Here is a 14,238-nt window from a genome sequence, read left to right as displayed (position 1 = left end):
CAAAAGATGTTATTTGTCGATTGATCCTAAAACTTTCTGAGCAAAAGAGTTTAAAGCATCTTTTTCACTCATTCCGTTTTGTACATTGGCGTGAACTTCTAAAGCTCCGCAAATGTTGGTAATCAATTCTCCTGCAACATTTAAGTCTTCTTCGCTTGTTCCTCTGAATTCGCAGAAACTTTCCAGTACTTCTAATGTTTTTTCAAGGTTTTCAGGAGTCTGATTCTGATAAAACTGTCTGATTACGGGTAATTTCATTATGCTAATTCGTTAAAAAGGTTAATTAAACTTTCTGTCTGGTTAGATTGAACCTGGTTTACCAATTCTCCGTTTTTAAAGATCGCGAAAGTAGGTAAGTTGTCCACTTTTGCTAATTTTCTGCTTTCAGGAAGCTTTTCAGCGTCTACATATAAAAATGGAATAGAATCATTTTCAGATGCTAGTTTTTTGAATTTAGGCTTCATGATTCTGCAGTTTCCGCACCATGTTGCGCCATACTGAACAACTACTTTTTCGTTGTCGTTAACTATATTTTGTAATGTATCTTCGGTTAATTCTGTGTACATGATTGTAATTTGAAAATTTATTAATTTGAAAATGTGTCAATGCTTTGTAAAGAAGAAAATGAGATAATTTTTAACTATCCTGAGATTAATTTTTAAATTATCTCATTTTCAAATTAACACATTATATTAGTTCTTAGCTAAGTATTCCGCTGTAGAAGTTCTGTCAGCTTTCATTGCATCTTTTCCTTCTTCCCAGTTTGCAGGACATACTTCACCATGTTTTTGAACGTGTGTGTAAGCGTCAATTAATCTTAAGAATTCTTTTACGTTTCTTCCCAGAGGCATATCGTTTACCGCTTCATGGAAGATTTTTCCAGTTTCGTCGATAAGGTAAGTTGCTCTGTAAGTTACGTTAGAACCTGTGAAAACTTCGTTTCCATCTTCATCATATTCGAAATCCTGGTCAACAATACCCAAAGTGTTTGCCAATTGTCTGTGTGTATCAGCTAAAAGTGGGTAAGTTACTCCTTCAATACCTCCGTTATCTTTTGGTGTGTTCAACCATGCGAAGTGTACTTCGTTAGTATCACAAGATGCACCGATTACTTTAGTGTTTCTTTTTTCGAACTCTCCTAAAGCCTCCTGAAAAGCGTGAAGCTCAGTTGGACATACGAAAGTGAAATCTTTAGGGTACCAGAATAAAAGAACTTTTTGCTGGTTGTTTACTGCTTCATCAAGGATGTTGATTCTTAGATCGTCACCCATTTCCGACATTGCGTCAATTGTTAAATTTGGGAATTTTTTTCCTACTAAAGACATAATTTTCTGTTTTTATATTTAAATTTCTATGGCAAAGATATGAAAGATTCATCTATCGAACAAACAAATATTGATAAATAAAATCTATAATTATTTTTGACGTGTTGTTAAATAAAAAAGCCCTGAGAACAGGGCTTTTTGTTTATTTTAGTAACCAAATACTTCGGTTAAATTAAGTTTTTTTACCTCACCTAATTTCTGCATATCAGCCTCATTTACTTTATCTTGAGAGGCGACAAGACAGTATGTGTAGTTTTTGTTTTTCATTTCCTTATCGTGGAATGTATTGATGTCTGTAAAAGACAGTTTTGGTGCCTGTTCATAGACATTCTTTCTCATATCAAAGTTGTTTCCAAGTCTTTGAGATTTCAGATAAGAGAAGATAATTCCGTCCTGAGTAATTCTTTCAGAAGCAATTGATTTTTTCAATCCGCTTTTGGCTGTTTCGAATAACTGTTCAGATTTTGGAAGGGTAGTTAAAAGCTCATTCATTGCCGTTGTAGACTCATTGAACTTATCTGCCTGTGTTCCTACATAAGCCATAATCATATCCTTGTCTGTTTTCTTGCTGGGAAGTGCAAAATAAGAGTACGTAGAATAAGCCAGTGCTTTAGATTCTCTGATCGTCTGGAAAACAATAGATCCCATTCCACCTCCGAAGTAGTTGTTGAACAGGCTTACAGTAGGAGTCGTTGAAGGATTGTATTGATCTGCGTTTCTTACCCAGAAAACCTCTGCCTGCACCATGTCATAATGAGCAAATAGTACTTTGTTTTTATCCGTTGGGATTTGAGCGAAAGTTTTAGACTTGGGAAGATCTTTTAAGGTTGCAGGAAGTTTGTGAACAGGTTTAAGAGATGCTGCCACCTCGTTTCCTGATTTCGGACCGTAATACAATACTTTATGCTTGAAATTGAACAGGTCGTGAAGTACATTGATAAGGTCTTCTGCCTTTAATGCATCAAGTTCAGCATCGCTCAGTACATTGTTGAATGGATTCTGTGCGCCATATTGTGCGTAACTTCTCAGTCCGGCCATGATGGTTCCTTTATTTTGCTTTGCATTCGCTCTGGCTTTTTTCAATCTTGTTTTGTAAGCGTCAAGAGCTGCCTGATCTGCCTGGCAGTTTTTAATCAGATCTTCAAATAAAGCAATCGTTTTATCGAAGTTTTCATTTAAACCTTCAAGAGAAACATAAGTTTCTTCATTTCCAGCACCTACATTGAAGCTTGAAGCAAGTTTGTAAAACTCTTTACTGATAACTTCAGAAGATTTGTCTTTAGTTCCTAAATACTGAAGATATTCTGCAGCTATAGGAAGGATTTTGTTGTTCCATTTTCCGGAATCAAAGTGATAATACATTCTGAACAAAGCATTGTCTGTATTTTTTACAGAAAGTACGTCTACATCGGCTAATTTATTTTTAGCTATGTCTTTATCATAATTCAACCATACCGGAGCGATAGGGTTTTCAGGCATTTCATCAATCTTCTTAAGGAATGGAGACTGATCTTCTCTGTTTACAGAAACCGGAGTGATCGTTGGCTTGTCAACTTTCACAATGCTCTTATCTTCGCCTTTTCTTTTGTAAACCGCAACGTAGTTGTTATTCTGAAGATATTTGGATACGAAATCCATGATATCTTTTTTCGTTAGTTTTGAAATTTCGTCTACATATTCAAGTGTCGCTTTGTGGTCAACGTCTGAAGTGAATTCATCCATCAGGATGCTTGCTCTTGACGAATATTTTTCATCTTTCTGAATAATACCTTTCTTCTCGTTGTTCACGATAGACTGAATAAGATCATCAGAGAATTCTCCTTTTCTTAATTTATCAATTTCCTGAAGAAGAAGATTTTTTACTTCATCCAGAGATTGTCCTTCAGTGGGTTTACCTTGTAAAAGTAATACTGAATAATCTTTTAAAGCATAAGAACCTGCATAGGCTCCCAGTAACTTTTGTTTTTTTACCAGATCAAGATCAATCAATCCTGCCTGTCCGTTGGTCAGCATGTTTCCAACAAGGTTCAGCATTCTTGCATCTTTCGTGGAAGCGCCAGGAAATCTGAAACCAAGCATTACATTTTCAGGATTAGGTCCTGTAACTTCTTTTACAATTGGTGCTGTGATAGGTTTTTCCTGTCCAACTTTGTATTCAGGAATTGCTTTAGGCTTCATGTATGAGAAAGCCTTGTCTATTTTTGCAATCACTTCATCCGGGTTAAAATCTCCGGACATGATGATTCCCATGTTGTTGGGAACGTAATAATTATTGTAATATTCTCTGATAGCGTGTAGAGAAGGATTTTTCAAATGTTCAATCGTTCCGATAGTTGTCTGCTTTCCGTAATTGTTGTTAGGAAAAAGGTTCGCAAACATCGTATCGAAAACTTTATCTCCATCATCATCAAGAGATCTGTTTTTTTCTTCATATACCGCTTCAAGCTCTGTGTGGAAGAGTCTTAAAACAGGCTCCCTGAATCTTTCAGCCTGTACAGCAAGGAATTTGTCAAGAACATTGGATGGTACATCTTCTGTGTATACCGTTTGCTCAAAGGAAGTGAAGGCATTAGTTCCGTCAGCTCCCATACCGGCCATCATTTTGTCATATTCATTTGCAATTGCATATTTTGCAGCCTCTCCGGAAACCTTGTCAATCTCTTTATAGATTTCTTTTCTTTTAGCTTCATCCTTAGTCTGGTTGTACTTTTCGTAAAGAGCATCAATCTGGTCTAAAAGAGGTTTTTCTTTCGCCCAGTCTTTAGATCCAAACTGATTGGTTCCTTTGAAAAGCATATGCTCCAGATAATGGGCCAGACCCGTGTGATCTGCAGGGTCGGTTTTGCTTCCTGCTTTTGTGGCGATATACGTTTGAATTCTTGGGTCCTTGTTTGTTGGACTCAAAATAACTGTTAATCCGTTTTTTAAGGTATAATACCTTGCGGAAGTAGGGTCGTTGGTAACGTATTTATACTTATAGCCATTAGAATTTCCTTCTTTCCACTGGAAATCCTGGCCAAAAGCATGTCCTGCAAAACTTGCAGCGGCAATACTCGTTGCGATGGTTAGTTTTTTTAACAGATTCATTGCTGTTGTGCTTTATTTTTGGTTATTAATTTTATTAGTTGAATTGTTCCAATAAATTTTTGATTCGCTTCATAGCTTCTCTTAAGTCTTCCTCAGATGCAGCGTAAGAGAATCTGATACATTCCGGGCTTCCGAAAGAGAATCCGCCGACACAGCCTACATGAGCATTTTCCAGAAGGAACATGGCAAAGTCATCAGAGTTCTTAATTTCAGTTCCGTTCAGGGTTTTTCCGATATAGTGCGAAATATCAGGGAAGAAGTAGAATGCTGCTTTAGGAAGCAATACTTTGAATCCTGGGATTTCTTGGATCAGTTCGTATACAAGATCTCTTCTTTCTTTGAAAGCATCAATCATGTATCTGTATTCAGAAGGGTCTGTTTTCAATGCAGTGATAGAGGCTCTCTGTGCCACGGTGTTAGCTCCGCTGGTCATCTGTCCCTGTACTTTTTCACAAGCTTTTGCCAGCCATTCCGGACATGCAGAATATCCGATTCTCCATCCTGTCATGGCAAATGCTTTTGACATTCCGTTGATTACCGCGGTCTGTTCATATACTTCTGGAAACTGTGCAATAGAAGTTGTTTTTGTTTCGTAATTGATATACTCGTAAATCTCGTCAGAAATTATCGTTACCTGAGGATATTTCGCGATAACTTTTGCAATGGATTTTAATTCGTCGTAAGTGTAATAACCCCCTGACGGATTACATGGAGAACTGAAAAGTACCGCTTTGGTTTTATCTGTAATAGCTTCTTCAAGCTGTTCTGCTGTTACTTTAAAGTCTGTTAAATAAGAGGTAGGAAGCATTACAGAATTTCCACCCATCATTTTTACCATTTCATCATAGCTTACCCAATACGGAGCGGGAAGAAGAACTTCATCACCATCATTGATAATAGATGCAAGAACGTTTAAAATAGCTTGTTTGGCACCATTTGAAACACAGATCTGGGTAGGTTTGTATTCCAGATTATTATCTCTTTTTAATTTATAAGCAATAGCCTCACGCAGTTCCAGAAATCCCGGAACAGGAGAGTAGTGGCTGTAGTTTTGGTTGATGGCATCGAAAGCGGCCTGTTTGATATTGTCCGGAACATCGAAATCCGGCTCGCCAAGAGTTAAGCTGATTACATCTATTCCGTTGGCTTTCATTTCTCTGGCTTTGTTTGACATTACGAATGTCTGTGAGTATCCTAATCTTTTTACTCTATCTGAAAGTTTATCCATCTATTTTTTGAATTTTAACAAATATATAATAAAAACGTCTTCTGGGGGTAATAAAAGTAGGGGTACTTAAAAGATTTTTGTCAGGTTTTGAATATATTTTCTCTGTTTGGAATCATTATGTTACTTAGACAGGGATAAACACTTGACTCGTGTTTTTGTTAAATGACAATCAATAATATGAGAATAAGTGAAAATTTAGGTTAAATTAAAAGTACTTCCGAAGTTCAGGGTTTCGTATCTTTAAACAATCAAGATCATTATTCTATGAAATATTCCGTTTTTTTATTGCTGATTTCCTGCACTGTCTTTTCTCAGAAACATTCAAAAGATGATGAAGTGAAGAAATATGTCTCGCAGGTGAGTGAAGATTCATTGAAATCATACATTGGTAAGTTGGTAAGCTTTGAAACCAGACATACCTTAAGCACGATGGATGATCCAAAGCACGGAATTGGGGCCGCAAGGAATTGGGTAATTGAAAAATTCAATGATTATGCTAAAAATTCCGGAGGAAGAATGGAAGTTTATCTGCAGCAAGAAGATCTTCAGCCGGATGGAAAACGAATTGATAAAGCAGTCAGTCTTGCAAATGCAGTTGCCTTTCTGAAAGGCACAGATCCTGATGATAAAAGGATTTTCCTGATCGGCGGACATCTTGACTCAAGAGTAACAGATGTGATGAATCGAACTTCAAAAGCACCGGGAGCCAATGATGACGGCAGTGGAGTAAGCGCTGTTATTGAATCTGCAAGGATATTAAGCAAATCTTCATTTCCTGCCTCCATTATTTTTGTTGCTTTTTCGGGAGAAGAACAATCACTGTTGGGATCTAAACAATTGGCTGAAAAAATTAAGAGAGAAGGGTTACAGTTGGAAGCTGTCCTGAACAATGATATGATTGGCAATCCTAAAGCAGGAGAAACAGGAGAAGTCAATACCCGTATACTCCGTGTATTCAGTGAAGGTCTGCCATATAAAGATCTTGACAAAAAAGCAATGGCGATCAGAAATCTTGGTTTTGAAAATGACAGCGAATCCAGACAGCTGGCAAGATATATCAAAGAAATCACAGAACAATATATCAAAGGACTTGAAATAAAACTGATCTACAGAAATGACAGATTTTTACGTGGAGGAGATCATACCAGTTTTGTCAATAACGGGTTTCCTTCCGTAAGACTGACCGAGTATTATGAAAATTATGACCATCAGCACCAGGATATAAGAGTAGAAAACAATAAGCAATATGGTGACCTTCCGGAATTTATAGATTTTAAATACCTGAAGAAGAATGTGGCTGCCAATATTGCGGTACTTGCCAATCTTGCGAAATCCACGTCAAAACCCGAAAAAGTGGAAATGGACGTTAAAGAACTTACCAATTCTACAACCCTGCATTGGGAAAAACCAAAGTCAGGAACTCCGGCAGGTTATTATGTGCTGGCACGGGAAACAGACAGTCCGGTATGGCAGGAAAAAATATTTACAACAGCACTTTCCATTAAAGTTCCGCTTTCCAAAGACAATTATATTTTTGCCGTACAGACCATCAGTCAGTCCGGAAACCTGAACGTACCTGTAATTCCTGGTATTGCGAAGTAATGATCTCTGTTGAAAACAGGGGATCAGGGTCTGCCGGGAAAAGTAGATTTGAATACAAGAGAAATAAAACTTATTTTTGTGGTTTATAATAATTCACATGTCTGCATCGTTACTATTAAAATATTTCCCGGATCTTACTGAGAAACAGAAAGAACAGTTTTCGCAATTGGAAAATCTGTACAATGAATGGAATGAAAAAATCAATGTAATTTCCAGAAAAGATATGGAGTCGCTGTATGAAAAGCATATTCTCCACTCTTTGGGAATTGCGAAAGTGATGGAATTTGCGCCGGGAACAAAAGTTTTGGATATCGGAACCGGAGGTGGTTTTCCGGGAATTCCTCTGGCCATCCTGTTTCCTGAGATACAATTTACTCTGATTGATTCTATCGGTAAGAAAATCAGTGTAGTACAGGCAGTAGCAGAGGGGGTAGGATTGACGAATGTAACGGCTATCTACGGAAGAGCAGAAAAGCTGAAAGAAAAATTCCATTTTGTGGTCAGCAGAGCAGTAACCCAGATGCCTGAATTTTTAAGATGGCTGAAAGGAAAATTTGAAAAAGAACAGTTTAACACTAAACATAACGGAATTTTATATTTAAAAGGCGGTGATCTTGCAGAAGAACTGGCCGGACTTAAATGTGAAATATTCAATCTTAAACACTATTTTGATGAAGAATTTTTTGATACTAAGAAAGTAGTTTATGTATCAAAAGGTAATTTTAATTCCTGATTTTTATGTAAATAAGGAATAATTTTTGCTAATATTTGTTAATAATCAGAAAAGTAAAGGTTATGAAAAAACTTTTAAATATTGGATTTTCAGTATTACTGTTTGGCGGGCTTCTGGTTTCGTGTAATGATGACGATTACCATACAATCGAATCTATTGATAAGATCAAAATTGACAGCGTGAAAATTGTCAATGATACCATGGATGTTTTCGCAATACAGAGCATAAAAACTTATTCCACCTATCCGTCTCATTGTGAAGGCTTTTATGGCTATGATTATGTTTATAATAATGATCTTGACAGAACGGTTACTTCCTACAAATATATCACAAACGGTCCTTGTACGCAGGGAAGTTACGTAGGAGCCAATCAAATCAACTTCAGTCCGCAGAGAAAAGGAACTTATACTTTTAAATTCTGGAACGGAGGAAATAACTGGATTACGAAAACAATTGTGGTAGAATAATGAGATTGACTTTTGTATTGTGCTTACTGGCAGCTGAGTTGGTGTCCGGACAAAAAATTACCTGGGAGGAAGGCAGAAAGCTGACCTGGGATAATTTTAAAAGCCCGGTCAACAGGAAAAAAAATCCTGATGTAGTAGCGTATACCCATTGCGGCTGGGAATTTTCTTCTATAAAATCTTCCAATCCAAAAGCGCCGGTTACGATTACCATCAAAACCATATTTAACGAAGAAAAATCATGGAAGGACGTGAAAAAGATGGATGATTACATTCTTCTTCATGAGCAGAAGCACTTTGATATTGCAGAATTATTTGTAAGAAAATTCAGAAAGGCAGTCGCTGAAAAAATCAGGACTTCCGGTGATTATAACAAGTATTTCAAAGCCATTTATGACGGAATATCCACTGATTATCAAGACTTCCAGATGGCCTATGACAGAGAAACCCGTCATGGAATCAATAAAGAAAAACAGGCAGAATATAATAATACGATTTCTGAACAACTAGACAACCTAAAAAGCTATCAAGCCCCTTGAAATTCCTCAATAAGATTATTCACGAACTGCTGGCGCAAAACCCGGATCTTTCTGCGTTTAATATCATTCTGCCCGGAAAACGTCCCATTGTGTTTATCAGACAGATTCTGGAGGAAAACAATTACTCAGGGCTTCTTCCCAATTTTTTTACCATAGAAGAACTTATCAATAAAATTTCTGATCAGCAGCCGATTCAGGGAATTCCATTGTGGCTTTTCTCATTCGATGTCTACAGAAGTCTGAATCTTATTCCCAGAGATGATTTTTCGGACTTTTTGAAGTGGTTTCCTACGCTGCAGAAGGACTGGGATGATATTCTCAAGTTCTCAGACAGTGATCAGGCAGTTCTGCAGTATATGTTTGATGAGGAAAGGATCAAAGAATGGGCTCAAAACCTTGGGGATGATGAGGATGTCCCAAGAAAGAAGTTCCTTAATTTCTGGCAGAATATGAACGTTTTTCTCCCTGTTTTAAAAGAGAGACTGCGGGAAAAGAACTGGGCAACTTCCGGAATGATTCATGAGGCGGCTAAAGCTAAGATTGCTGATTTTGCTAAAGATACCAAAGAAGAATTTGTCTTTTGTGGATTCAATGCCTTTACTCCGGTGGAGGAAAAGCTGGTAAGAAATCTTTTGAAATGGAATAAAGCACAATGTTTTTTTCAGGCAGACCGTTATTATTTCAGTGACGAAAGACAGGAAGCCGGAAAGTTTCTGAGAAATCATAAAACCTGGAAAGAATTTGATGATAACAGGACTTTTCAATGGATAGAAGACGATTTTAATCAACCAAAAAAAATTAAAGTATATGAAGTATCCGGAAATGTGACTCAGACGAAAGTACTGCCGGAAATTTTTAAGGAAATCAATAATAAAACCTATTCCAATACAGCCGTGGTATTGCTGGATGAAAACCTTCTTCCCGCAAGTCTGGATGTAATGCATGGTGTGGATAATCTGAATATCACAATGGGATTCCCATTGAAGAACCTGTCTTTCTCCAATGCTGTGAAACGTCTGTTCTATTTGCAGAAACAACTTGAAAAAAATAAATCTTCCTATTACTACAGAGACGTTTTTCCGATTCTGGAAGAACTGCCCAAATCTGATGAAGACGAGCTTCTTATCAACGATTTTAAAGCCAAAGTAGAGGAGCGGAATATTGTTTATATTTCTAATAAGCTTCTGCATGAACTTCTGAGTGGGTTGTCGTATTTTAACCTTCTTCAGAAAGCCCAGGGGACAAATGTTTATCTGGATATGCTTATTACGTTTTGCCAGCAGGTAAAATGGCTTGAAATAGACGATATCCAGTATGAGAATGTTTCACACTTTGAAAATGCATTCAGGATCATCAAAAATCAGCTGACTCCTTACAATATTGAGATCAAAATGGAAACGCTGGAAATTCTGATCAACCAGCATATTAATTCTGAAAGTATCGATTTTCAGGGGGAACCGTTGAGAGGACTGCAGATCATGGGATTGCTGGAAACGCGTCTCCTGAATTTTGAAAACGTTATTCTGCTTTCTGTCAACGAAGGAAAACTTCCTCTTGGAAATTCTCAGAATACCTATATTCCTTTTGATATCCGAAGGTTCTTTGATCTTCATACTTTCCTGGAAAATGACAGCATTTATGCCTATCACTTTTACAGGCTGATTCAGGATGCGAAGAATGTACACTTGTTATATAATGCTCTAAGTTCTGGAGTGAACACAGGGGAGAAGAGCCGTTTCATTACACAGATTGAAATGGAGAGTTCCCATGAGATCGAACATCTGATTATTGAAAATTCTTCTGAGCCTATTACCACCAAACCTATAGAAATTTCCAAGACGCAGATTGTACAGGACCGCCTTCAGAAATGGAAGGGAAAAGTATCTGCATCCCACCTTACAAGTTACCTCTATAATCCGATTGATTTCTACCTTTCCAAGATTTTGAATACCTCGGAAACGGATGAGATTGAAGAAGAACTGTCTGTAAAGAATTACGGAAATCTGGTCCATTATTCACTTCAAGAAGTATATGAGGTGTTGAAGGGTAAGGTTTTAAAAGAAAGTGATTTAAAAGATTCAGTTAAAGCGATAGATCACTATATAAATATTGCCATTGAAAAGCTGAAACACCAGCCGGAATTCTATGAGAAGGGAATGAATTATATTCATAAAGCCATTGCTAAAAAAGTGATTGAAAATGTTCTTACCCATGATCTTGAATTGATAAAACAGGGAAACAAACTGGAGATAGTTGATATTGAAAGAAGGTTTGAAAACATTGATTTTCCTTTGGATGGGAATGATAAAATTTCTTTCTTCGGATTTATTGACCGGATTGATAAACTGAACGGTACTTTAAGAATCATCGATTATAAAACAGCCAAGATCAAAAATCTCAGCGTTAAAATTGATGGAGATAACGTAGATGAATATTTCCACAACAGTGAAAGAAAACAGGCGCTTCAGCTTTGTATTTATCATTATGTGGTGCAGCATCTTCCTGAGTTTTGGGGATACCCGATTGAAACTGGAATCTGGAGCTTTGCAGATGCTAAAAAAGGAATGGTTTCCCTGCAGTTTGACAAAGGAAATATTGATGATGCCATGAAATCAGTCAAAAGCCTGATTCTTGAAATCCTGAATCCTGATGTCAATTTTGTGGAAACAATAAAAGCATATTAAAATTATTTAATATTGAATAGATGATTTTTTAATCTGACAATCAATAAGTTAATTATTTTAAGTGACAGGCTGAAATACATTGATTTACTTCGTAAAAACAGCCATAAAGCAGGTAACTTTTTGTGTATCTTTACTACTTATTAAAAGCTTTCAAAGTTTAAATCAGATACATTAAGCACCATCAATGAAAAAGATCCTGATATTTTTTGCCATCGCTTTCTCTCTTATTATCAAGTCTCAGCAAAAGAATGATTCTCTGAATATTGCCCTTCAGAATGTGACCAAAGACACTAAATTTGGCCTTGCTCTCAGTGGCGGCGGAGCAAAGGGTTTTGCACACATTGGGATTCTGAAGATGATTGATTCATTGGGGATTAAGGTAGATTATATCACAGGAACCAGTATGGGGGGGATTCTGGGCGGTTTGTATGCGATGGGGTACAATGCGGACCAGCTGAAGCATACGATCTATAAAATGGACTGGAACAGGATTCTGAGTAATAAAATTCCTTACAGCAAAGTCAATATCAGTGAAAAAGACGAATATGACAAATACATTCTTGAATTTCCTGTAGTTAAAGGATTTCCCACTCTCCCAAGCTCGTATATTGAAGGGCAGTATATGGGAGAAGTTCTTAATACACTTACTTTCAATGCAAAACATATCAATGATTTCAGCAAATTGAGAATTCCTGTTCAGCTTACTTCTTCCGATATCGAAAACGGAGGCCTGGTGATGCAGAAGCAAGGTTCTTTACCGCTGGCTATTCGTGCTACATTAGCAATTCCTGCAGCTTTTGCACCAGTTTATATTGATGGAAAACTTTTGGTAGATGGCGGATTGGATCGTAATTATCCGGCTAATGAGGTTCGGGAGATGGGAGCAGATTTTGTGATCGGAGGATATACGGGCTTCAGGCTTTTTACCAAAAAAGAAATTGAAAATCCGATGAAGATGATTTATCAGACTCATGCCATCCGTTCGGTAGAGGATTTTAAACATCAGAAGGAGCTGTCTAACGTATTGGTAGACTTTGTAGATCCTTTGGGAGAGATTACAACGAAGGATTTTGCCAAATTCAGGAGGATCATCAAAATTGGAGAGGTTGAAGCCAGAAAACACCTTCCTGAGTTTGTAGCCCTGGCAGAAGCTCAGCGAAAAGCAGGAATCCAATATGAACATCAGATGATTGAAGAGGTAAAACTGCCTACTACAAAATTTACTTTCAATGAAGAAGATGGAACTCCTATTACCGATGCAGCAGAAATTGAGGTGCTGAAGAAGCAAATGGGACTGACGGAAGGGAAGTATTACGATGCAAAAACAGTAAACGAAGCAATAGACAGGGTATTCGGAATGCGTCAGTATGTAAAGGTGTATTATACGTACACCAAGGAAAATGATGGTCTTGTGATGAATGTTTTTGTGAAAAGAGCAAAAAAAGGGGCTTTTAAGCTGGCTCTGCACTACGATACAGAACAGTCGGTTGGGATTATTGTTAATTATACCTACAGGAATATCCTCCTGAACAGGTCGAGATTTTTAGCAACCGTAGATATTTCAGAACGTTTTAAGGCTAAACTGGCTTATCAGCAGTTTCTGGACAGCGGAGAGCGTTTGTGGCTGGATCTGGAAGCCAAGATGATTAATCTTAAAAGTAATGACCTGAACTTCAGGTTGTATGATGTAAATGATGATGGCAGCGACCGTTTTCCAAACCATATGTACCGTAATATAACAGGAAAGATTGCGCTGAATTATAATATTAATCCTAATGCTTATCTGTCATTGGGAACAGAATTCAGTACGGAAAGAATGTATAGTTTACTGGATAAAGTGGATCAGTCAAAAGTGGATAATTACAGTAAAAAACTATATAACCACAGTAATTTTAACACATTCCTGAAGTTTGAACAGAACAGCCTCAACAAAAGATACTTCACAACAAAAGGGAATCATCTTCAGGTGAGTACAAGATTTTATTACGGAGATCAGTATCAGCTTTACGACCTGAATACAGTACAGCCTCTCCTGTATCTGATACTAAACCCTAAAGATTCCTATTATTACGAACCTAAAAACCTTATTTCTTTTACTTTGAATGAGAATTTTTTCTATCCGATTACAAGAAGACTCACAGTTAAAGCGAATGTATTTTTGGGAGCAAGTTTCGGATCAAAGAGAGACAATCAGGTTCCTTATCTATTCCTGAATCAGAAATATAACCTTGGAGGAAGTGAATATAATTATGACCTCTTAAGCCCTGAATTCAATGGTCTTCGTCAGAAAGAACTTCCTATGACTTCTGTTGCCAAAACGGCAATCTCACTTCAGTACAGGATTATGAAAAAGCTCTATCTTACTCCTTCGTTCAGCTATGGAAAAGTGAGTGAAGAGCTTTCTCCGTTTAATGAAAGTTTTGATATGTTCGGGTATGGAGTAAACCTTGGATACGAATCTCTCATCGGCCCTATAAGTATCAATGTTTCCAGAAACAGCCAGCTTGATTTTTCAAGAATCTATTTCAGCGTTGGTTTTAAGTTTTAAGTATCAGCAGAATTTTATACTTGAATTA

The 14,238-nt window shown here is 37.2% G+C and carries 11 protein-coding genes; 6 read left to right on the top strand and 5 right to left on the bottom strand.

Annotation, left to right across the window (positions count from 1 at the left end; all coding sequences use genetic code 11):
• Window positions 1-9: 9 nt before the first annotated feature.
• The 5 genes from ACLMCG_RS03670 to ACLMCG_RS03650 form a co-directional block, all read right to left on the bottom strand.
• Window positions 10-258 carry a DUF6952 family protein gene (locus ACLMCG_RS03670; RefSeq protein ID WP_002980002.1) on the bottom strand — a complete coding sequence of 83 codons (249 nt, stop codon included), beginning with the start codon at window positions 256-258 and terminating at the stop codon, window positions 10-12.
• Complete coding sequence (locus ACLMCG_RS03665; protein ID WP_213279141.1) at window positions 258-566, bottom strand: thioredoxin family protein; 309 nt, start codon at window positions 564-566, stop codon at window positions 258-260. Before ACLMCG_RS03665 ends, ACLMCG_RS03670 begins: the two co-directional genes overlap by 1 nt.
• A gap of 126 nt (window positions 567-692) precedes the next feature.
• Window positions 693-1,325: a peroxiredoxin gene (locus ACLMCG_RS03660; protein ID WP_034698496.1), complete on the bottom strand. Its 633-nt coding sequence runs from the start codon at window positions 1,323-1,325 to the stop codon at window positions 693-695.
• Window positions 1,326-1,472: 147 nt separating this feature from the next.
• Window positions 1,473-4,412 carry an insulinase family protein gene (locus ACLMCG_RS03655; protein WP_413958832.1) on the bottom strand — a complete coding sequence of 980 codons (2,940 nt, stop codon included), beginning with the start codon at window positions 4,410-4,412 and terminating at the stop codon, window positions 1,473-1,475.
• A 34-nt stretch (window positions 4,413-4,446) separates the two neighbouring features.
• Window positions 4,447-5,640 carry a pyridoxal phosphate-dependent aminotransferase gene (locus ACLMCG_RS03650; protein ID WP_223598921.1) on the bottom strand — a complete coding sequence of 398 codons (1,194 nt, stop codon included), beginning with the start codon at window positions 5,638-5,640 and terminating at the stop codon, window positions 4,447-4,449.
• Between the two features lie 264 nt (window positions 5,641-5,904).
• Here ACLMCG_RS03650 and ACLMCG_RS03645 point away from each other — a divergent pair, with 264 nt between their 5' ends.
• The 6 genes from ACLMCG_RS03645 (at window position 5,905) to ACLMCG_RS03620 (ending at window position 14,210) form a co-directional block, all read left to right on the top strand.
• Window positions 5,905-7,242 carry a M20/M25/M40 family metallo-hydrolase gene (locus ACLMCG_RS03645; RefSeq protein WP_413958831.1) on the top strand — a complete coding sequence of 446 codons (1,338 nt, stop codon included), beginning with the start codon at window positions 5,905-5,907 and terminating at the stop codon, window positions 7,240-7,242.
• A gap of 97 nt (window positions 7,243-7,339) precedes the next feature.
• Complete coding sequence (gene rsmG, locus ACLMCG_RS03640; protein ID WP_413958830.1) at window positions 7,340-7,975, top strand: 16S rRNA (guanine(527)-N(7))-methyltransferase RsmG; 636 nt, start codon at window positions 7,340-7,342, stop codon at window positions 7,973-7,975.
• Window positions 7,976-8,037: 62 nt separating this feature from the next.
• Window positions 8,038-8,442: a hypothetical protein gene (locus tag ACLMCG_RS03635; RefSeq protein ID WP_413958829.1), complete on the top strand. Its 405-nt coding sequence runs from the start codon at window positions 8,038-8,040 to the stop codon at window positions 8,440-8,442.
• A complete protein-coding gene (locus ACLMCG_RS03630) occupies window positions 8,442-8,978 on the top strand; it encodes a DUF922 domain-containing protein (RefSeq protein ID WP_413958828.1) in 537 nt (178 codons plus the stop codon). The genes ACLMCG_RS03635 and ACLMCG_RS03630 overlap by 1 nt, the downstream gene beginning before the upstream one ends.
• The gene (locus tag ACLMCG_RS03625; RefSeq protein WP_413958827.1) at window positions 8,975-11,662 is read left to right on the top strand and encodes a PD-(D/E)XK nuclease family protein; all 2,688 of its coding nucleotides are present in this window, start codon (window positions 8,975-8,977) and stop codon (window positions 11,660-11,662) included. The genes ACLMCG_RS03630 and ACLMCG_RS03625 overlap by 4 nt, the downstream gene beginning before the upstream one ends.
• 184 nt (window positions 11,663-11,846) lie before the next feature.
• Window positions 11,847-14,210, top strand: coding sequence for a patatin-like phospholipase family protein (locus ACLMCG_RS03620; protein WP_413958826.1), 2,364 nt, complete (start codon window positions 11,847-11,849; stop codon window positions 14,208-14,210).
• The last annotated feature ends 28 nt before the right edge of the window (window positions 14,211-14,238 follow it).

The sequence above is a fragment of the Chryseobacterium sp. S90 genome, from assembly GCF_047444895.1.
Taxonomy (GTDB): Bacteria; Bacteroidota; Bacteroidia; order Flavobacteriales; family Weeksellaceae; genus Chryseobacterium.
Note: the sequence above shows the minus strand (reverse complement) of the source record. Positions and strands in the feature narration are given on the sequence as shown.